Annotated in this window: 13 protein-coding genes; 2 read left to right on the forward strand and 11 right to left on the reverse strand. The window is 37.6% G+C overall.

Features of this window, described 5'->3' with window-relative positions; all coding sequences use genetic code 11:
* Window positions 1–10: 10 nt before the first annotated feature.
* Entirely contained in the window at window positions 11–1303 is a 1293-nt protein-coding gene (locus R1X58_RS10855) for a glycosyltransferase (protein WP_240572763.1), read from the forward strand.
* A gap of 4 nt (window positions 1304–1307) precedes the next feature.
* On the opposite strand, the gene R1X58_RS10860 is transcribed toward R1X58_RS10855, so the two are convergent.
* From R1X58_RS10860 to R1X58_RS10895, 8 genes are all read right to left on the reverse strand, one after another.
* The gene (locus tag R1X58_RS10860; protein WP_240572764.1) at window positions 1308–1877 is read right to left on the reverse strand and encodes a YdeI/OmpD-associated family protein; all 570 of its coding nucleotides are present in this window, start codon (window positions 1875–1877) and stop codon (window positions 1308–1310) included.
* 5 nt (window positions 1878–1882) lie between these two features.
* Window positions 1883–3526 carry a M1 family metallopeptidase gene (locus R1X58_RS10865; RefSeq protein ID WP_240572765.1) on the reverse strand — a complete coding sequence of 548 codons (1644 nt, stop codon included), beginning with the start codon at window positions 3524–3526 and terminating at the stop codon, window positions 1883–1885.
* Window positions 3527–3586: 60 nt separating this feature from the next.
* Window positions 3587–4921, reverse strand: coding sequence for a M28 family peptidase (locus tag R1X58_RS10870; RefSeq protein WP_240572766.1), 1335 nt, complete (start codon window positions 4919–4921; stop codon window positions 3587–3589).
* Between the two features lie 95 nt (window positions 4922–5016).
* The gene (locus R1X58_RS10875) at window positions 5017–6828 is read right to left on the reverse strand and encodes an acyl-CoA dehydrogenase family protein (protein WP_240572767.1); all 1812 of its coding nucleotides are present in this window, start codon (window positions 6826–6828) and stop codon (window positions 5017–5019) included.
* Window positions 6829–6852: 24 nt separating this feature from the next.
* Window positions 6853–8043, reverse strand: coding sequence for an acetyl-CoA C-acyltransferase (locus R1X58_RS10880; protein ID WP_240572768.1), 1191 nt, complete (start codon window positions 8041–8043; stop codon window positions 6853–6855).
* A gap of 6 nt (window positions 8044–8049) precedes the next feature.
* Window positions 8050–10458 (reverse strand): 3-hydroxyacyl-CoA dehydrogenase/enoyl-CoA hydratase family protein, encoded by a 2409-nt coding sequence (locus tag R1X58_RS10885; RefSeq protein ID WP_240572769.1) that lies wholly within the window; start codon window positions 10456–10458, stop codon window positions 8050–8052.
* Between the two features lie 15 nt (window positions 10459–10473).
* Entirely contained in the window at window positions 10474–10932 is a 459-nt protein-coding gene (locus R1X58_RS10890) for a MarR family winged helix-turn-helix transcriptional regulator (protein WP_240572770.1), read from the reverse strand.
* Between the two features lie 211 nt (window positions 10933–11143).
* Window positions 11144–12913, reverse strand: a complete 1770-nt coding sequence (locus tag R1X58_RS10895) for an AMP-dependent synthetase/ligase (RefSeq protein ID WP_240572771.1) — start codon at window positions 12911–12913, stop codon at window positions 11144–11146.
* A gap of 229 nt (window positions 12914–13142) precedes the next feature.
* Here R1X58_RS10895 and ppdK point away from each other — a divergent pair, with 229 nt between their 5' ends.
* On the forward strand, window positions 13143–15878 hold the full coding sequence (gene ppdK / locus R1X58_RS10900; RefSeq protein ID WP_240572772.1) for a pyruvate, phosphate dikinase: 2736 nt from the start codon (window positions 13143–13145) through the stop codon (window positions 15876–15878).
* 91 nt (window positions 15879–15969) lie between these two features.
* Here the strand turns inward: ppdK and R1X58_RS10905 are convergent, their stop codons facing one another.
* From R1X58_RS10905 to R1X58_RS10915, 3 genes are all read right to left on the reverse strand, one after another.
* On the reverse strand, window positions 15970–17823 hold the full coding sequence (locus tag R1X58_RS10905; protein WP_240572773.1) for a BspA family leucine-rich repeat surface protein: 1854 nt from the start codon (window positions 17821–17823) through the stop codon (window positions 15970–15972).
* Window positions 17824–17917: 94 nt separating this feature from the next.
* The gene (locus R1X58_RS10910; protein ID WP_240572774.1) at window positions 17918–19555 is read right to left on the reverse strand and encodes a LuxR C-terminal-related transcriptional regulator; all 1638 of its coding nucleotides are present in this window, start codon (window positions 19553–19555) and stop codon (window positions 17918–17920) included.
* Between the two features lie 198 nt (window positions 19556–19753).
* Window positions 19754–21316, reverse strand: a complete 1563-nt coding sequence (locus tag R1X58_RS10915; RefSeq protein ID WP_240572775.1) for a sulfatase family protein — start codon at window positions 21314–21316, stop codon at window positions 19754–19756.
* Window positions 21317–21321 lie beyond the last annotated feature (5 nt).

A 21321-nucleotide genomic window follows, 5' to 3' on the forward strand; every position in this document is an offset into this window, starting at 1 on the left:
AATATATATTATGAAGTCAATTTTAATGATCTCTTTGCACGGATATGTAGGTGCTAATGCCGAATTAGGAAAACCCGATACGGGAGGACAAGTAGTTTATGTTTTAGAGCTCGCAGAACGTTTTAGCAGATTAGGAAAACGAGTGGATTTGGTAACCCGACAATTTGAAGATCAGCCGGAATACGATCACGTTGATGAAAATTACAGTGTTTGGCGTATTCCTTTTGGAGGAAAAAAATTCATTAGAAAAGAAGACATGCACGACCACCTGAAAAAGTTTGTAACCAACTGTCTGGCGGCTATTCAAAAGGAACGTAAAAAGTATGATGTAGTTTATACGCATTACTGGGATGCCGGTTGGGCAGGACAAAAAATAGCCGAAGAATTAGGCATTTGCCATGTACACACACCTCATTCTTTGGGTTGGTGGAAGCAGCATACTATGGGAAGCGATATGAGTGAAGAGGATATGGAAAAAAAATACCGTTTTAAAGAGCGTATTAGAAAAGAATATTTCGTTTATCAAATGTGTAATTATGTGATTGCAACTACCTTACCTCAGGTTGATTTATTAACGCAACAATATGATGTATTGCCTCGAAATTGTGGTATGATTCCTCCTGGCATTGACGAAAACCGCTTTTACCCTGTTCCTTCAAAAGAAAACGACAGGATAAGAGCAAAATACGATATTCATCCTACCGATATTTTAGCATTAGGAAGAATGGCTCATAATAAAGGCTACGATTTGTTAATTCAGGCGTTACCAACCGTTTTTGAACTTTGTCCGGAAGCGCGATTGGTGGCTGCTATTGGAGGCGATAATTCAAAGCAAGATGATAAAGGGGTTGAAGGCTTAAAAAAGTTAGCAGGAGAATTAGGAGTGTTAGACAAGATTACCTGGAAAAGTTATATCGCCGATGCCGATTTGGCAAATGTATATCGGTCTGCGAATATTTTTGCCATGCCTTCGCGTTATGAACCTTTTGGTATGGTAGCTATTGAGGCTATGGCTTGTGGTACCCCAAGTGTGGTTACCGTTCATGGCGGCTTATATGATTTAATCGATTTTGGTAATCAGGCGTTATTCGCCGATCCGCACCGTCCATTAGAGTTTGGAGCCATGTTATCGATGCCTTTGCTTTATCCGAAATTGCGGAATGAATTATCGGTAGAAGGAGCACGTTTTGCACGTCGTAATTTTGGTTGGACAGGAATTGCCAAACGAATTCTGTCGATATTTAATAGTTCTATAAACCAGCGCTCAATGGAGTCGAGTATTTATTCTCATTTTAATAATTAGAACATTAATAAGAATCCCTCGATTTTATATTATCAGCGCATAATTGAATGATTTCAGTTATGCGCTTTTTCCTTGTGGCTTCACGTTTGGCTTGATTCAGCCAGTATAAGTAACTTTTTCTGTAGGAAGGCGCAAAGCTGAGGTAGTTGTTGTAAGCCTCGGTATGTTTATCGAATTCTTGTTGTAAATCTTCAGGGATGATACCATTTTCAACATCGTCTAAAGCCGACCAACTTCCATTTTTTTTAGCAATATCAATAGTTTCTAATCCACTGGTGTGCATTAGGTTTTCAGAAACTAATTCTTCAATATATCTTTTGTTAAGCGCACTCCAAACACTTTTAGGATTTCTGGGTGTAAAGTATTGTCGGCGTTTGCCATCACCTAAACTCTTAACGGTTGAATCAATCCAACCATAACAAAGCGCTACTTTAACAGCTTCTTCCCAACGCATACTGTCGTTTTCGTGGTCTACCTTATAAAAAATTAAATAAACGCCCGTTACTTTACTGTGATGGTCATGCAACCAGTTTCGCCATTCTGTATCGGTTTTAAAGTAAAGTTCAGGCAGCATTTATGTTATAATTTTTTTGTTTCGATGTAAAAGTTAGGATCAACTTTAAAAGTATTTTCCGAACCGTCAAGCGGAATAGTTTTCCAATCTGCTTTTGGGTAAATCCATTGCGCTTTTCCGTTAACTGATGCAAGTACCGGCATGTCGAATTTTTCAACAATGTTTGTCCAACGGAATTTAAGCTCTTTATTATTAATTGAATATTCCAGTGTTGGAATTTTTGTTGTTCTTAAATATTGGTCGAAAAATTGTTGTAAATCGTAACCTGTTTGTTTGCTAATGTAATTTTCGATTTGTTGCGTCGTAACTGTTTGATGATAAAAAGTTTCATTCATACCGCGTAATATGTTTCGGAATTTTTCATCATCTTCAATCAATTGACGAAGGGTATGAATCATATTAGCCCCTTTGTAGTACATATCGCCAGAACCTTCTTTGTTAACATTGTATGGCCCGATAATTGGCTTGTCGTTTAAAATGTTTTTTCTAATGCCTATAACATATTCTGAAGCGGCTTCTTTTCCGAAGTAATATTCTAAATAAAGCGATTCAGAATAATTTGTGAAGCTTTCATGAATCCACATATCTGCGGCATCCTTGTAAGTGATATTGTTGGCAAACCACTCGTGTCCCGATTCGTGAACAATAATGAAATCGAACTTTAAACCCCATCCCGTTCCTGAAAGATCACGTCCTAAATAGCCATTTTTAAAACCGTTTCCGTAGGTTACAGAGCTCTGGTGTTCCATGCCTAAATATGGGGTTTCAACAATTTTAAATCCATCTTCGTAAAAAGGGTATGGTCCAAACCAGTATTCAAACGCCTTCATCATTTTAGGAGCTTGTTTAAATTGTTCTTTAGCTTTTTCTAAATTATCACGAAGTACATAATAGTCCATTTTTAATGGCCCTTTTTCTCCTTCGTATATTTCAGTGAAATGCACATAATCACCGACATTGGCGTTAACTCCGTAGTTGTTTATAGGATTTTTTACTGTCCAGTTGTAAGTGGTCGTGGTTTCATTTTCAGTTTTTCCAGCAAATTGCCCGTTTGAGACATCCATTAATCCTTTCGGAACCGTTACACTAATATCCATGCTGTCTACTTCATCGTACATATGGTCTTTACAAGGCCACCAAACACTGGCTCCAAGACCTTGGCAAGAGGTTGCCACAAACGGATTACCATGCTTATCTGTTTTCCAAGAAAAACCACCATCCCATGGGGCTTTTACAGCTGTTTTAGGGTTTCCTTCGTAATAGACTTCTATGCTATTAGTTTTACCAATTTCCTGTTTCTTTTTTAAATAGACAAAATGAGCGTTACCATTATGAAACACTTTTAAGGATTTTCCATTTTGAGTTACTTTGGTAATTTTAAGTGGCTCCTGCAAATCAATTTGCATCACCGATTGGCGCTCTAAAACTTTATATTGAATGGTGTTTTTTCCTGAAATGAATTTTTTATCAGGGGCTATTTCCACATCTAAATGATAATAGGTTAAATCCCACCAAGAACGTTCGGGAGTTATACTACCTCGTAAGGTGTCTTGTTGTGTAAATTCATTTTTATCGGTCATTAACTGGGCATTCGCCGAAAGAGATAAAGCTAAAAACGATATCGAAAATAGTAAAAAACGGGTGTTCATTAGTTTGTGTTTAAACCGTAAATTAATTAAAAACCCATATAAAAGGCTGCTAAATCTATGTTAATTTCTAATGATGGCATTAGGAAATGTAACTATACTTTCAAAGCCATTTTCACCAATTGCTGCAATGCCGAAGAAATAATTATCAATAACAAACCCTTCTAGCGTAAATTCAGAAACATCACCAACGTATCGGCTATAATCCCAGGTAGGTGAAGTGGTATCGCGCCAGTATATTTTGTAGCCTTTAGCGCCATCCACTTTATTCCATTTTAATTTAGCTGAAGCTTCAACAATGCCACCAATAGCGACTTCTTTAGGCGCGGGAGGGGCAGAAGCCAAGCTAGCCAGATTAATAGCATTTACAGCCGTGAGTTTTTTTGCGTAGTTAAAATTAACATGTTCCAGAACATCACCATATTTTATACCGTTTTCTTCACGGATATCCTGATGCTGTTGTGTATAATTTTCATGGGCCTCCATAATACGAATAGCAGGAAAGCCTAAGTCGTTAAACGGACGATGGTGACCGCCGCGACCAAAGCGATCTAACCTGTAAATCATCATGGGGTTCATTTCGGGCATATAGGTTTTGGTTGTTTTATGAATATATCTTGCCAATTGACGGGAGATTCCATCGACTTCACCACCATAAAAACGACGTAGGTTTCTGGTTTGTTCGGGTTCGTTAGCTGGCACAGGCTCCGAGAAAATTCTAAAAGCACGGTTGTCAATAACACCATCAACACCTTTTATATTTCCAATCATATCGTTGTTAAAAACGCCAACAATATCCCAGTTATGGTTTTTGGCATAATTAGCTAAGCCTTTGCCACCAAATAAACCTTGCTCTTCACCAGATAGGCCTACATATACAATACTGTGTTCAAATTTATAGTTCGATAAAACTCGGGCAGCTTCAATAGTTCCAGCCATTCCGGAGGCGTTATCGTTGGCTCCTGGTGCATCGGTAGTGAAATCCATAGTGTCGCTGGCTCGAGAATCTATATCGCCACTCATAATAATATAACTGTTTGGGTATTTTGTGCCTTTTTGAATAGCAATAACATTAACCACCCAGGCATCATGAGGTACTCGATTATTTCCTTTTTTGGTTACATAATCTTTCTGGTAAAAAACGTCAAGGCAGTTATTACAATCTTTAGAAATATTTTCAAACTCCTGTTTTATCCACCGTCTAGCAGCACCAATACCTCTTGTGTCTGATAAGGTGTCGCTAAAGGTATTTCTGGTTCCGAAATTCACTAAAGTTTCAATGTCTTTTTCAATACGTTCGGCAGAAACGGCCTCAATAATATCATATATTTTTTGATTGGTTTGCGCTGTAATTATTGAAGTAAAGAATAGTAAAATATAAATTGTAGTTTGTTTCATAAACTTTTAATTTCTACTAAAATACTTAAAAAAATAAAAGCGTTTCAATAATTACATTGAAACGCTTTTATAATTTAAATTAGTCACTTTATGTTTTAGAAACAGTACTTGTTTTCAGTAATAACCTTATTGGCAATAATGTTTCTTAGTTCTATAATATTGGGCATATTCACGTATTTAATGTAACGTTTTAAGCCCATAAGCATCATACGTTGCTCATCTCCCGTAGAAAATGAAATGATGGAGTGTTTACCTGCTGTTTCAATCACATCAATAGCATGGAATAAATTCAGTTTGGCCATGGCTATTTGTTCTTTTGCTTTGTCTTCACCTTCTTTTTTAGCCATTTTTTCAGCACGTAAAATTGCCGATTCTGCTAAATAGATTTGAATTAAAATATCGGAAGCGGCTAGCATAAGTTGCTGGTGCTTCTCAATCTCTTCTCCATATTTTTGAAGCGTTGCACCTGCCACCATTAAGAACAGTTTTTTAAGATTTTTAATGATGTTTTTCTCTTCTGAAAATAAAGCAGAATAGTCTGGCGATTCAAATGAAGGAATACTCATAAGTTCGTCTTTAACTGCCATGGCAGGAGTCAGGACATCAACATGACCTTTCATAGCTTTTTTGATAAGCATTCCAATGCAAAGCATACGATTGATTTCGTTCGTTCCTTCGTAGATTCTTGAAATTCTGGCATCTCTCCAAGCCGATTCAATTGGTGTGTCTTCAGAGAATCCCATACCTCCAAAAATCTGAATACCTTCGTCGGTACAATGCTGAATAAACTCTGAAACCGCCACTTTTAAAATGGAACATTCAATGGCATATTCTTCTACGCCTTTAAGTTCAGCTTCCTGATGCGTGTCTTTTCCTTCTGCTTTTCTTATTTCAATGCGGTCTTCAATATTTTTTGCGGCACGATAACTAGCTGCTTCACCTACCCAACAATTGGTTGCCATTTCAGCAATTTTTTGACGCATGGCTCCAAAACTTGAAATAGGCGTTTTAAATTGAATGCGCTCGTTTGCATATTTCACCGATTCGGTGATGGTGCGACGTTGTGCATCTAAACAGGCAGCTGCTAATTTTATGCGCCCAATATTAAGGGCATTCATGGCAATTTTAAAACCATTACCTCTTGTTGATAGCATATTCTCAATAGGAACTACAGTGTCATTGAAAAACACCTGACGTGTTGAAGAGGCACGAATTCCCAATTTATGTTCTTCTTCCCCTAAAGTGATTCCGTTAGGATTTGCTGAATCGTATTCCACGATAAATCCGGTAATGTATTTGTCATCTTCAATGCGAGCAAAAACTATCATTAAGCTACAGAATCCCGCATTGGAAATCCACATTTTCTGACCATTAATTTTATAGCTTTTACCGTCTTCAGATAGGGTAGCAGTGGTTTTTCCTGAGTTGGCATCACTACCTGCGCCGGGTTCTGTTAAACAATAAGAACCAAACCATTCGCCTGAAGCCAATTTTGGTACATATTTTTGTTTTTGATCTTCGGTACCATATAACAAGATAGGCATGGTTCCAATACCAGTATGCGCACCAAATGCCGTACTGAAGGACCCTGTTGCACCTGAAATATAATCGCAGACTAACATGGTGTCAACAAATCCCATACCCATACCACCGTATGCTTCAGGAACGGAAACGCCTAAGAATCCCATTTCAGCCGCTTTTTGCATGCAGGATTCGGTTAAGGCATAATCTTTGGCTTCAAAACGAGGTTTGTTAGGCCATAATTCGCGATCTACAAACTCGGTAACGGCATCCTTCATCATGCGTTGTTCCTCGTTAAAATCTTCGGGAGTAAACACATCTTCACAGTTGGTTTCTTTTACCAAAAATTGTCCGCCACGTAAAATATCTTGTTCTGTTGCTTCCATATTAATAATAGTATTAAGTTCTTTTTAGTTTAAAAATTCAAAAATTCCACAAGCACCTTGCCCAGTACCGACACACATAGTTACGGCACCGTATTTACCTGTCATATTACGTTTACGCATTTCATCAAAAAGCTGAACCGAAAGCTTGGTTCCGGTACAACCCAGTGGATGTCCAAGCGCAATAGCGCCTCCGTTCACATTAACGATATTGGGATTAAGATTTAGCTCTCGGATAACGGCAATAGATTGTGATGCAAAAGCTTCATTTAGTTCAATAAGTTCTAAATCGGCTTGTTTTAAACCAGCTTGTTTTAAGGCTTTAGGAATGGCTTTTACAGGACCAATACCCATAATGCGTGGTTCTACACCAGCTGCTGCATAATTTACAAGGCGTGCAATGGGTTCTAAATTAAGTTCTTTAACCATTTCTTCACTCATAATCATGACGAAAGCAGCGCCGTCACTCATTTGCGAAGAGTTACCAGCGGTAACACTTCCGCCGGCAGCAAATACCGGACGCAATTTTGCCAAAGCTTCTAAATTAGTTCCTGCACGTGGTCCTTCGTCTTTTGTAACTGTGTAGCTTTTTGTTGCTTTCTTACCGTTTTCATCAATATAGGTTTGTTCGACATCAATGGGAACAATCTGATCCTTAAAACGATTTTCTGCTTGTGCCTTTAAGGCCTTCATGTGTGAATTATAAGCAAATTCATCCTGATCTTCACGAGACACTTTAAATTGATTAGCGACAGCTTCGGCTGTATTTCCCATACCCCAATAATAATCTGGGTGTCCGGCTTTAACGGTATCGTAATTTAGTTCAGGTTTAAATCCTGTCATAGGCACAGCACTCATACTTTCGGCACCACCGGCAATAATACAGTCGGCCATTCCGGCTTGAATTTTAGCTGTTGCAATTCCTATGGTTTCAATACCTGAAGCACAAAATCTATTAACAGTAACTCCAGGAACATCCACACTATTCAAACCTATTAAAGAAATAAATCGAGCCATGTTAAGTCCTTGAGAACCCTCAGGCATGGCATTACCAACAATAACATCGTCTATGCGCGATTTGTCGAGTTGTGGTAATTCCTTCATCATATACTGAATGGTTTCGGCAGCCAACTCATCAGTTCGCTTGAAGCGGAATAAGCCTTTAGGAGCTTTTCCAACTGCCGTTCTATATGCTTTTACTATATATGCTTGTTTCATTTTAGTTTAGTTTCTTAATGGTTTACCAGTTTTTAGCATGTACTGAATACGTTCCAGAGTTTTACGTTCGGTACATAAACTCAGGAAGGCTTCACGCTCTAAATCTAATAAGTACTGTTCGCTTACCAGAGTAGGTTCACTTAAATCGCCACCAGCCATAACGTAAGCCAATTTATTGGCTATTTTATGGTCGTGTTCGCTAATGTATTTGGAAGCTTCCATGGCATCTGTTCCAACTAAAAACATTCCCAATGCTTGCTTACCAAGTACTTTAACATCGTTACGTTTTAGGGGTTGCGTATAGCCGGCATCTGCCATTGATCTGGCATGCGCTTTTGCTGTTGCTATTTGTCGGTCTTTATTAACTACAACAATATCTTTTCCTTTTTGAAGCACGCCTAAATCGAAAGCTTCGTATGCTGAGGTTGATACTTTGGCCATACCAATGGTTAAGAAATATTCCTGTAATGTATTCAATTCCACATCACCTTTCCTGAAAGCGTCTGAAGCCCGCAATGCCATTTCTTTAGAACCGCCACCACCAGGAATCACACCAACGCCAAATTCAACCAATCCGATATAAGTCTCTGCCGCAGCCACAACTTTATCAACATGCATCGATAGTTCACAACCACCACCAAGTGTCATGCCGTGTGGCGCTGAAATGGTTGGGATAGCTGAGTAGCGCATGCGCATCATGGTATCCTGAAAATATTTAATGGCAGCATTTAACTCGTCGTATTCCTGCTCGACAGCCATCATGAAAATCATACCAATATTAGCACCTACGGAGAAGTTTGCGCCTTGGTTTCCGATAACAAGACCATCGAAATCTTTTTCTGCGATATCAATTGCTTTGTTTAATCCGGCAAGAACATCGCCTCCAATGGTATTCATTTTACTTTGGAATTCACAATTAAGAATACCATCACCTAAATCTTCAATAACAACTCCTGAATTTTTAAAAACTTCATTAGATTTTCTGATGTTATCTAATATGATAAAGGCATCTTGTCCCGGAACTTTTTCCTGAGATTTGCTTGAAATATTATAGAAATAGGTAGCCCCTTCTTTAATGGTGTAAAATGATTTACTTCCCGAAGTAAGCATGTCATTTACCCAAGATGCAGGTTCTAAACCTTCAGATTTCATGATGTCGATACCTTTTTCAATACCAATAGCGTCCCAGATTTGAAACGGACCATGTTCCCAGCCAAAGCCGGCTTTCATCGCATCATCAATTTTATAAAGCTCGTCTGATATTTCTGGAATTCGGTTTGAAACATAAGCGAACATCGCCGCAAAGTTTTTACGGTAAAAAGCGCCTGCTTTATCTTTTCCGCTAACTAAAATTGGAAAACGGTCGATGACTTTATCTATAGTTTTAGTAAGCTCTAAAGTGGCGAAGTTGGCTTTTTTACTTTTACGGTATTCCAGTGTGTCGAGGTCTAATGATAGTATTTCACTTGAGCCATCGGCATGTTTAACTTTTTTGTAAAACCCTTGACCTGTTTTACTGCCCAACCATTTGTTTTCCATCATGGTATTGATGAAATCCGGAAGTTTGAAAAGCTCATGAGCTTCATCATCCGGGCAATTATCATATATACCATTTGCCACATGCACTAAAGTGTCTAAACCTACCACATCGACTGTGCGAAAGGTAGCCGATTTAGGTCTGCCAATTACCGGCCCCGTTAATTTATCGACTTCTTCGATTGTTAAGCCCAATTCTTTTACCTGATGGAATAAACTTTGAATGCCAAAAATACCAATACGGTTACCGATGAATGCAGGTGTGTCTTTGGCAACAACCGAAGTTTTACCCAAAAATTGTTCACCATATCCGTTTAGGAAATCTAAAACATCAGACGACGTTTTAGGTCCAGGAATGATTTCAAATAGTTTTAAATAGCGTGCCGGATTGAAAAAGTGTGTCCCACAGAAATGGTTTTGAAAATCTTCACTTCGACCTTCGCTCATAAAATGAATAGGGATACCCGAGGTGTTCGAGGTAATTAAGGTTCCCGGAGTACGGTGTTTATCTAAGGTTTCGAAGACTTGCTTTTTAATATCAAGGCGTTCAACAACGACTTCCATAATCCAATCGACATGGGCTACTTTACTAATGTCGTCTTCAAGATTTCCAGTGGTAATACGTGAAGCAAATTTTTGATGATAAATAGGTGAGGGGTTCGATTTTAATGCCTTACCTAAAGCATCATTTACTATGCGGTTTCTAACAATGTTGTCGTTTAATGTCAGGCCTTTGGCCTTTTCGGCATCATTAAGTTCTCTGGGAACAATATCCAGTAGCAAGACATCGACACCAATGTTTGCAAAATGGCAGGCGATACCGCTACCCATAATTCCAGAACCAATAATGGCTACTTTTTTTATTCTTCGTTTAGTCATGGTTTTTATATACTTCTAATCGTTTTGATTGTATATTTTCTTGTTCGAAATCATTTCATTAATTAAATCGGTTACCTCGTAAAAGTGTTTTAATTTGTCTTCTGAAATGTGGTTTTTAATAGTGTTATTAAAAATTAAAACCTGGTTTTTAGCATATTCTCTTTTCTCGCGACCAAATTCGGTAAGGTGTATAATAACGCCTCGACCATCTTCTGGATTAGGACGTCGTTCTATAAGTCCTTTGGTTTCCATGGTTTTTAAAATTCGTGAGAGACTTGTAGCTTCCATACCCATTTTAGGACCTAGGGCTGTTGAAGCAGTGCCTTTTTCGGGATCTATACTTAATAATGTAAAACCGGTTGCCATGGTGCTTCCAAATTTAGCAGCTTCTTCGTTATACATCTTTTGTACGGTGAGCCAGGTTGTTCTTAATACATAATCGATGGTTGGTTCTTTAGTTGTCTTTTCTTTCATCTGAGAGTACTTATGGATTTACATAGGGGCAGATGTTGTTAGATATCTTAACCAAATTAGGTGTATTGAAATGTGTTAGGGTGTAATTCATTTTCATTTTTTAAATTTGATGGTTATTTCAAATATATGAAAATTTATTATGCATGCATAATAAATTAGTGAATTTTAACAGAGTTACCCCTAAGAAATAGAAGCGGAGCGTGTAACCGTTTTAAGGACGGTAGATTTTCTCAATCAGGTCTTTATAGATCTCCTTAATCACCTTACGTTTTAACTTCATGGTAGGTGTTAGGTGTCCGGCATCAATAGACCACACATCTGGAGTGATTTCAAACTTCTTTATTTGTTCCCAATTACCAAAGTCGGCATTGGCAACATCAATTTCAGCCTGAATACGCTCTAATAATTGCGGATTGGTAATCATCTCTTCATTGTTTTTGAAGATGATATGGTGACGTTTACCCCATTCTTTAACAAAATCGAAATTTAATTGAATTAGGGCAGCAGGCATTTTTTCGCCTTCACCAATAACCATAATCTGTTCGATAAAACGCGATTGTTTAAACTTGTTTTCTAAAAGAGCAGGAGCTACATATTTACCACCCGAGGTTTTAAACATTTCTTTTTTACGATCGGTAATTTTTAAGAAACCTTCATTATCAAATTCACCTATATCTCCGGTGTGGAAATAACCGTCTGTCATCACTTCGGCGGTACGCTCAGGATCTTTATAATATCCCATCATCACGTTAGGTCCTTTAACAAGAATTTCGCCGTCTTCAGCAATTTTTACATCAACATTATCTATGACTTTTCCAACAGTTCCTACTTTAAAACCATGGTTTATCATGTCGTTAACAGCAATAACAGGTGATGTTTCAGTAAGACCGTAGCCTTCAAGAATTGTTAGTCCCGCAGCAGCAAAAATACGCGTTAGTCGAGGTTGCAATGCGGCACTTCCAGAGACCATAATTTCTATGTTGCCACCCAAAGCTTCCTGCCATTTCTTGAAAATGAGTTTTCGGGCTAATTTTAATTGAAATTCGTACCACCAGCCATTTTGGCCGTAGGGCTCATAACGTAAACCTAAATTTACAGCCCAAAAGAAAATATTCTTTTTTAAACCCGTTAATTCGGCACCTTTAGCTATAATTTTATCGTATACTTTTTCGTAAAGACGCGGTACGGCAGTCATAACATGGGGTCTAACTTCTTTTAAGTTATCACTCATTTTATCAATCGATTCGGCAAAATAGATTTCGGCACCGCAATACATATATAGGTACAAAATCATACGTTCGAAAACATGGCAAACCGGAAGAAAGCTTAAGCCTTTAGATTTACCGTGTTTAAAAGGTACATGTCGGTCGCTGTCTAAAACATTTGAAACTAAATTGTTGTGAGACAACATCACGCCCTTAGGTGTTCCTGTTGTTCCTGAAGTATAAATTATAGTTGCCAAATCTTCTGCTTTAATACAGTTTTTAAGGGTTTCAATTTGGTCTTGATTTTCGGTGTCTTCTCCTAATTTTAAAATATCAGACCAATGATTCGCGCCTTCAATGTTATCGAAAGTATAAACGCCCTGTAGTTTTGTGTTTGCCTTAATACTGTTTAGTTTTTCTAAAACTTCAATATCGGATACAAAACAATAAGTCGATTCAGAATGATTTAAAATGTATTCATAATCTTCTGAAGCAATTGTAGGGTAAATAGGTACATTTTGTGCGCCGATTTGCAGTACGCCTATATCTAAGACATTCCATTCGGTTCGGTTAGACGACGAAATAACGGCAATTTTATCGTTTGGCTTAACACCCAATCGAAGCAATCCTCGACTAATAGCATTCGCCTGGTCAATAAATTCCTGAGTCGATATAGATACCCACTCGTTATTATATTTTGTTGTTAGTGCTTTGTCTAAATTATAAGTCTTTAACTGATAATAAGGAAAGTCAAAAATTCTCGTAATGTTTGCCATTATTTAGTCTTAGTTTCTGGTACCGCAAAATAAAGAATTAAAAATGATTTTCAAATTTGAACCATTTTAGTTTTCAATAGCAAAATCCATGCCTGTTACAAAGGTAGGTTAATAAAAGTATTGATAGGAAAATTTAAAAGATTATAATATGATTTATATCATTTAAATGGCGGTCTCTATGAAGTAATTTTATGACACACTAAAGTGTCTAACTAAACGGGATATTACTATGGAATTACTTGAAGCAGAAAAAACCCGAGTTTACCGATTTGGTAACAAGGTTGCGGACGGAAACAGTAAAATGAAAAATCTTTTAGGAGGTAAGGGAGCCAATCTGGCTGAGATGAGTGCCATTGGAATACCGGTTCCGCCGGGATTTACTATAACAACCGAGGTTTGTACCGAGTATAATTTGCTGGGTGAAGTCGCGGTAATAGATATGATTAGAGATGAAGTTGAAGCTTCAATAACAAATATTGAAACTTTAATGGGAACTCGGTTTGGCGATAAGGACAATCCGTTATTGGTATCTGTACGCTCCGGTGCTCGTGTTTCTATGCCAGGTATGATGGATACCGTTTTAAATTTAGGGTTGAATGATGAAGTCGTGCTGGGTTTAGCTAAAAAAACAAATAACGAACAATTTGCCTGGGATTCTTACCGCCGTTTTATTCAAATGTATGGCGGTGTGGTTTTAGGAATGAAACCCGCTTCAAAAGACGATATCGATCCTTTTGAAGAAATTATGGAAAACCTAAAAGGTAAACGCGGCATTCAGTTAGATACCGAATTTACTGTTCAGGATTTAAAAGATTTAGTATACGATTTTAAAGAAGCCGTTAAAAAACAAACCGGACATAGTTTTCCAACCAATCCATGGGAACAGTTATGGGGCGCCATAATAGCTGTGTTTAACAGTTGGAATGGCGATCGTGCGGTGTATTATAGAAATATGAATGGTTATCCTGCCGACTGGGGAACTGCTGTAAACGTGCAGGCCATGGTGTATGGTAATATGGGAAATAGTTCGGCCACTGGTGTTTGTTTTACCCGTGATGCCGGAACCGGTGAAAACGTATTTAATGGTGAATATTTAATCAATGCACAGGGAGAAGATGTAGTTGCCGGAGTTAGAACGCCACAGCAAATAACTGTTTTAGGATCTAAACGCTGGGCAGAACTGGCTCAGATTTCAGAAGAAGATAGAAAGGAAAATTATCCATCTCTGGAAGAAGTGATGCCAGGTTTATTTAAAGAACTCGATGGCTATCAACAAAAACTTGAAAAGCATTACCGCGATATGCAGGATATGGAGTTCACTATTCAGGAAGGTAAATTATGGATTTTACAAACCAGAAATGGTAAACGTACCGGAGCGGGAATGGTTAAAATTGCCATGGATTTATTAAATGAAGGTTTAATTGATGAAAAAGAAGCTCTGCTTAGAATTGAGCCGAACAAGTTAGATGAATTACTTCATCCGGTATTTGATCCTAAAGCATTAAAACGCGCTCATGTAATAGCTCAAGGTTTACCAGCATCACCAGGTGCTGCAACCGGAAAAATAGTATTCTTTGCCGATGAAGCTGCTAAGTTTAAAAACAGTATTCTGGTACGTATTGAAACCTCTCCTGAAGATTTAGAAGGGATGCATATTGCCAAAGGTATTCTAACCGCTCGCGGTGGAATGACCTCCCACGCAGCCGTTGTGGCTCGTGGCATGGGCAAATGCTGTATCTCGGGAGCTGGTGCTTTAAAAATTAATTATAAAGCACGAACCTTAACTGTTGATGGTCATGAGTATCATGAAGGCGACTGGATTTCTTTAAACGGATCTACCGGAAATATTATTGAAGGAAAAGTGGAAACCGTAGAACCCGAATTAAGCGGTGAATTTGCCGAAATTATGAAGTTGTCTGATAAGTACGCAAAAATGAAAGTGCGTACCAATGCCGACACACCTAAAGATGCTAAAATAGCCAGAACCTTTGGAGCAGAAGGAATCGGACTTACCAGAACTGAGCATATGTTCTTTGAAGTCGATCGAATTAAAGCCATGCGCGAAATGATTCTGGCCGATACCGTTAAAGGACGTAAACAAGCCTTACAAGATTTATTGCCTATGCAACGCTCCGATTTTGAAGGAATTTTTGAAGCTATGGAAGGCCTTCCGGTTACCATCAGATTACTAGACCCACCATTACATGAATTCGTACCTCACCAGTTAGCGACTCAAAAAGAACTGGCAGAGGAAATGCATATTTCACTTCAGGCGGTTAAAAACAAAGTCGCCGAACTGGAAGAGTTTAACCCTATGTTGGGACATCGAGGTTGCCGTTTGGGAAATACCTATCCTGAAATTACCGAAATGCAAACCCGAGCTATAATAGAGGCTGCTCTTAATTTAAAAGAGCGAGGCATTATCTGTAAACCAGAAATTATGGTGCCACTGGTTGGTACGGTAGATGAGTTTATTGCTCAGGAATGCATTATTAGAGAAACAGCGAATGCTATTTTTGAAGAACGCAATGATAAAGTCGAGTATTCGGTCGGGACTATGATAGAAGTGCCAAGAGCTGCTTTATTAGCCGATAAAATTGCTGAACACGCCGATTTCTTCTCTTTCGGAACCAACGATTTAACCCAAATGACGTTCGGATATTCGAGAGATGATGCCGGTAAGTTCCTGCCAATTTACATTCAAAAAGGGATTTTAAAAGTAGATCCTTTTGAAGTTCTGGATCAGGAAGGCGTTGGGCAATTAGTTCAGTTAGGAACTGAACGTGGTAGAAGTATAAAACCTAATTTAAAAGTTGGTATTTGTGGCGAGCATGGGGGAGAACCAAGCTCGGTAGAATTCTGTTATAACACAGGAATGAATTACGTAAGTTGTTCGCCATACAGAGTGCCAATTGCCAGATTAGTTTCGGCGCAAGCCACCATAAAAGCAGAAAGAAGAGTTTAGTATATTTATATACTAGAGTTGATTATGTTTTAAATTAGAAAAGGTCAGGAATGCGTTCCTGACCTTTTTGCTTGTAGCCTTTCAATTGCTTTTATTCTTTTATAATTTTTTTGACTACCGTTTCTTTGGTATTCTTTAAAGTAAATAAATACAAACCTTGAGGTAAACTGGTTAGGTTTATGGTGTATGAAGCATTGCTATCATTTAAGTGGTTTGAAATTAAGAGCTTTCCGGTTATATCTCTAATTTCTATAGTGTGGGGAGTATTGGTTAAACCCGATATGGTAATGTTGTTATTGGCCGGGTTTGGGTAAAGTGTCAGGCCTTCATGAAATGACACAACCGTTGTTTTGGTTTTAGAAGCTATTTTAGAAGCCGATGCACTTTCGCAAGCGCCGTCACTATCGCCGTGGGCTTTGTGCATTTGGTAATCTTCCAGACTTACGCAAAGGGTTTGGTATGTGCCGTTTTGTTTACGATGGCAAATCTGGTATTTGTCGTCATCGCACATTATGGCATTGCAGGTGTTGGTAGCATCGCCCGGGCAATCGTCTGCACAATCGGTAAGGCCATCGTTGTCCTGGTCTTCGCCAAAACCTATGGCTGGGCCGCCATCAGATATATTCCAATCATACGTGTCAATTATATACTGTCTGGCTTCCTGACTTAAGCAATAGGTGGTGTTGGTTTGAAAATTCACTTTATTCTGCAAGACTTTTGAGCTCCAGCCAATAAGTGTGCTATCGTAATTGGCTGTAGACAGTCCTGAATCATAAAGCATGTCCGTCATATTTAACACATTTTTTATGTTCCATTGCCCCAGGGCTTGGTTAAAATTAGAGGCTTCAAGAAACATGTAGTCCATAAATTGAACGTTTTCAACATTCCATTTACTGATATTCTGGTTGAATGAAGTTGCCTCAGAAAACATATAAGACATGTTTAGTACGTTTTTAACGTTCCAATTGCTTATATCCTGGTTAAACGATGTGCTAGAAAAAAACATAGCATTCATTTCTTGCACATTTTTAACATTCCAGTTACTGATGTCTTGATTAAACAATGTAGTTTTATAAAACATGTAAGACATGTCTTGTACATTTTTAACATTCCAAAGATTTAGTGTCTGGTTAAAATTAGTACATCTTTCAAATAAAGAAGCCATATCTGTTACATTACTGACATCCCAGTTATTTAAAGGTTGGTCAAAATTTTCACAGCCAGAAAATAAATAGCTCATATCAGTCACTTGGCTTACATCCCAGTTATTTAAGGGTTGGTTAAAATTTTCACATGCAGAAAATAAATAACTCATATTACTTACATGGCTTACATCCCAGTTATTTAAAAGCTGATTAAAATTAAAACAATAAAAAAACATAAATTCCATATGAGTTATGTTACTAACATCCCAATGGTTTAAATTATTATTTAGGTTAATACAAAAGGCAAACATAAAAGAAGCATCATTTACCTGATTTAAATTTGGGGCATCCGAAGCTAATATTTGTAAATTTAAACAACCGTTAAATGCTGAATTCATTGAACTCCAGGCATTAGTGCCCCATTGGTCAATGCTTATAAGTTGTTGTACACCAATTGTGTAAGGAGGGATTTCTTCAAGAGAACTATTGTAGGAATTGAAGTAAATTCTTGGAAAAACACCTGTAATACTTACGGTAAAGTCGCCGGTTTCTGTATAGCTATGTGTTATATCTCCTGCTACATGCATGTTTATGGTACCATCGCCCCAATCTATATTGTAATCATAGATTTCGCCTGGATAAGTGGGAATGGTTATGGATTTTTCATTTTCCGTAATTCTCCAGGTTGCCATAAACGCATCAGGATTGTTGGGTACCTGAGAAAACAGTAAGCTACTAAGTAGTAAACTTAAAAAGAAGAACAAAATTTTAGGGCGTTTAAAGGTTTTAGAATGTGTCATAACAGCAATTAATTATGGTTAGTAATAGCCATAAAGTTCCTACAGAAAAACCATTTTTTCAATAGACAATGAATAGACAGCTGTATTTTTTCCTTTAGAAGGCTTTTAAATAACTTTTAAGTTCGTTATCTTTTTCAAGGTTTAGTTTTTTGCGAAGACGGTATCGGCTGGTATTCACCGACGATGGTGTAATATTCAACACGGTAGCGATATCTTTACTACTCAGGTTAATACGCATTAACGTGCAAAGGTTCAGTTCGTAGGACGTTAAATCGGGGTGTTTGCTTTCTAGATTGGAATAAAACTCGGTGTTTATTTCCGTAATTTTTTGTTGAAGCTGGTCATTTAATCCATAAGTACGTTTCTTGTTATCAATCATTTTTGTGAGTTCTTCCAAAAATTGTTCTCTGTTAAAATTGGTGTTATTCTGGTAATTTTGAAGCATATCCTGTAAATCATCAAGCCATTGGTTATGTTGCTCATTACTCAATACTAAATTGGTGATGTCTTTTTTTTGTTGCTCTACATCTTTCGATAGTAATTTGTTTTTAAGATTTATAGAAGCGGCCTTTTGTTCTGCCAGTTTTTTGTGTTTTCGGCTTGTTGCTAAACGCAGTTTTTCGCGATAATACAATATAAAAATACCTCCAAGACCCAATAGAAAGATGGTGGTTACAATCCAGAATCGCGTTTTACTTTTCTGTTTGATGCTTTCTGCACGACGCTTTTCGCTATTCAGAAGGCGCGCATATTTTTTTGAAGCTTCACTACCCATAATATGGTAACCCGTTCTTAAAGCATTTTCTTCTTCATTGACAATAGCGGTGTTTAAGCTATCGATGTTTAGCGTTAGGGTGTGAACTTTTTTATAGTTGTTTTGTTTAAGAGCAATGCCTTGATACGATTTTAATAAATCCAGGTGTATCACGTTTTTGCCTTGAAAGGTTTTAGTGGTATCCAGTATGGTTTTTACACTGTCAAGTAAAGCCATAGCCTGTCTGGTGTTATTTAAAGCCGTATAGGAATTGGCGAGCTTTATACCAGCCATAAAATAGGCACTTTTAATTCGGTCTTCTATACGATGTGGGCTGAAGTGCCTGTGAAAATTTTCTTTATATAAAGGCAGTGTTTCCTTAATGGCATGTTGTTTAATTAAAATGTCTGCAATATTATCATTAATAAAACCTGTTAAATCCTGGTCAGGATACGTTCCTGAAATCATAATCTGCTTCGCCTGTTTAAAATAAAATAAAGCGGAATCTTGATTTTTATCATAGTTAAGATAAAATAGTCCCAAATTATTAGCAGCGGCAGCCACACGACGCAAATTTACCTTTTTAGATAAGTTATAAATGGTTATGTACGTGTTTTTAGCTTCGTGATATTGTTTTAGGGCACTTTGAGATTTTGCGATATTGGTGTATGTAAGTAATGTGAAATTTGGGGTTTTTAAGTTATTAAAATCATTATCTAATGCGATTCCCTTTTTTGCCAGTTGGATAGATTCTTTATATAGGCCCAGATTGTAAAATCTCGTACTGTGTTGATAATAATGAACAGTTTTTAAAAATGTGTCAGATGCCTCATGAATTAAACTTTCACTTTTTATGAAATGTTGAAAATATAAATCGAAATTTTTGGCTCTATTGTTTGCATACGAAAGTGAGTCAAAATATTTAATTCTTCTATCTACAGAACGTTGTCCACTTACAATGGATGTAAATGAAACCATAAAAAAGGCTGTTAGGGCACAAATTTTTAGTGAATAAATAGTCATTATAACTAAAAATCAAGTGGTTAATAAATGATTTTTAGTTATAAATATATGAAATAGATTTCTTATTAATTAGGTTTATTCATACAAAAACTATTGACATAGAATAGTTTAAGCATACCACAGAGAAAATTTTAAAACTGCTTTTCTAAGTATTTAATTCCAATGTGTTTCGAAAATGGCCTGCATTTCAAGGTATTGTTTGTCGGTATCGCCAACCCCTTCACGTTGTTTTATCAATTCAACTTTCATGTCTTTAATGATGTCTTGATATTCTGAATCGTTGTAGGCATTATGGTTTTCTTTCGGGTCTTTTTCTAAATCATAAAACTCCCACGCCGGTTCGGTACTTTCTTTTGAAGAGCCTGTCATGTCTAACGATTGTCCGTAGAATAGTGCCAGTTTATAACGTTTGTTTCTTATACCAAAATGTCCTGGTCTTTCCGGATGATTGGTCCAGTATCTGTAATAGGCTGAGGTTCTCCAATTTTCGGATGTATGTCCTTTAAGGTTTTCTCTAAAGCTTCTTCCCTGAAACGATTTGGGTTGCTGTACACCCGCATAATCAGCAAATAAGGCAGCGAAGTCAATGTTTAAAATAATGTCATCTAAACGACCGCCGGCTTCAATTTCCTTTGGGTAACGAATAACAAATGGCATACGTAGCGATTCTTCATAAATTAATCGCTTATCAAAAAAACCATGTTCGCCTAAAAAGTAACCCTGATCGGTAGTGTAGATAACAATGGTGTTTTCGGCTAAACCAGAAGATTCTAGATAGTCCAGAATCTTACCAACATTATCATCTATAGCTGCACCAGATCGCATAAAATCTTTTATGAATTTTTGATAAACGGCTTTTCGGGCAGTAATGCTATCCATGCCTTTGGTGTAAAATGGCAAGCCCGGGTATTGGCACCACCAGGCATCGGGGTCGTTAGAGGCTTGTTCGTAACGCCAGCTTAAGTTTTCAAGTTTTTGACCTACAACAGAACGCCCTGTAGTCTCAGGTGAAAAATCGTAAAGCGACGCAGGTTCGGGGACTTCAATATCTTTATATAAATGCTTGTAACGTTCCGGGTAATCAAAGGGCTCGTGTGTGGCCTTAAAATGCGTCATGAGCATAAAAGGCTTGTTTTTATCTCTTTGATTCAACCAATCTAAAGATAGTTGGGTAATCACATCGGTTGAAAAGCCTTTGTGCACATCCCACGCTTCAGCGGGCTTGTTGAAATTCTCGGCAGTTCTTAAAATAGGATCCCAATAACGTCCTTGGTCATGTAAAATATTGTAATAATCGAATCCGGACGGTTCTTCTTTTAAATGCCATTTCCCAATAATGGCGGTTTGGTAGCCACTTTTTTGTAACACTTTAGCAATGTTTAAACTATCGGAATGCAAGGCGTCACTTAATGTATATACACCATTTTTATTACTGTATTGTCCGGTAAGAATGGTTGCGCGACTCGGAACACAAATAGAGTTCGTGCAAAAGGCATTGTTTAAAACCATACCCTGATCTGCCAGTCTTTCTATGTTTTTGTTCTGAACATAATCTTTTAAAACTCCGCCATAAATACCCCAGGCTTGTGAGGTATGGTCGTCGGACATGATAAATAATATGTTCGGTCTTTCTGTTTTCTGTTCTTTTTTAGAAGAATTGCAACTAAATAGAAGACACGTACATGTTATGTATAATAATGATTTAAAAGGTTTCATGATTT

Origin of the sequence: Aestuariibaculum lutulentum (genome assembly GCF_032926325.1) — a bacterium.
GTDB classification, from domain to species: domain Bacteria; phylum Bacteroidota; class Bacteroidia; order Flavobacteriales; family Flavobacteriaceae; genus Aestuariibaculum; species Aestuariibaculum lutulentum.

Bases quoted from the DNA above. Each gene is read 5' to 3' on its own strand.
- R1X58_RS10915 (WP_240572775.1), bottom strand. From the start codon at position 21,316: ATGAAACCTTTTAAATCATTATTATACATAACATGTACGTGTCTTCTA.
- R1X58_RS10880 (WP_240572768.1), bottom strand. From the start codon at position 8,043: ATGAAACAAGCATATATAGTAAAAGCATATAGAACGGCAGTTGGAAAA.
- R1X58_RS10910 (WP_240572774.1), bottom strand. From the start codon at position 19,555: ATGGTTTCATTTACATCCATTGTAAGTGGACAACGTTCTGTAGATAGA.
- R1X58_RS10860 (WP_240572764.1), bottom strand. From the start codon at position 1,877: ATGCTGCCTGAACTTTACTTTAAAACCGATACAGAATGGCGAAACTGG.
- R1X58_RS10865 (WP_240572765.1), bottom strand. From the start codon at position 3,526: ATGAACACCCGTTTTTTACTATTTTCGATATCGTTTTTAGCTTTATCT.
- R1X58_RS10870 (WP_240572766.1), bottom strand. From the start codon at position 4,921: ATGAAACAAACTACAATTTATATTTTACTATTCTTTACTTCAATAATT.
- R1X58_RS10890 (WP_240572770.1), bottom strand. From the start codon at position 10,932: ATGAAAGAAAAGACAACTAAAGAACCAACCATCGATTATGTATTAAGA.
- R1X58_RS10895 (WP_240572771.1), bottom strand. From the start codon at position 12,913: ATGGCAAACATTACGAGAATTTTTGACTTTCCTTATTATCAGTTAAAG.
- R1X58_RS10855 (WP_240572763.1), top strand. From the start codon at position 11: ATGAAGTCAATTTTAATGATCTCTTTGCACGGATATGTAGGTGCTAAT.
- R1X58_RS10905 (WP_240572773.1), bottom strand. From the start codon at position 17,823: ATGACACATTCTAAAACCTTTAAACGCCCTAAAATTTTGTTCTTCTTT.
- ppdK (WP_240572772.1), top strand. From the start codon at position 13,143: ATGGAATTACTTGAAGCAGAAAAAACCCGAGTTTACCGATTTGGTAAC.
- R1X58_RS10875 (WP_240572767.1), bottom strand. From the start codon at position 6,828: ATGGAAGCAACAGAACAAGATATTTTACGTGGCGGACAATTTTTGGTA.
- R1X58_RS10885 (WP_240572769.1), bottom strand. From the start codon at position 10,458: ATGACTAAACGAAGAATAAAAAAAGTAGCCATTATTGGTTCTGGAATT.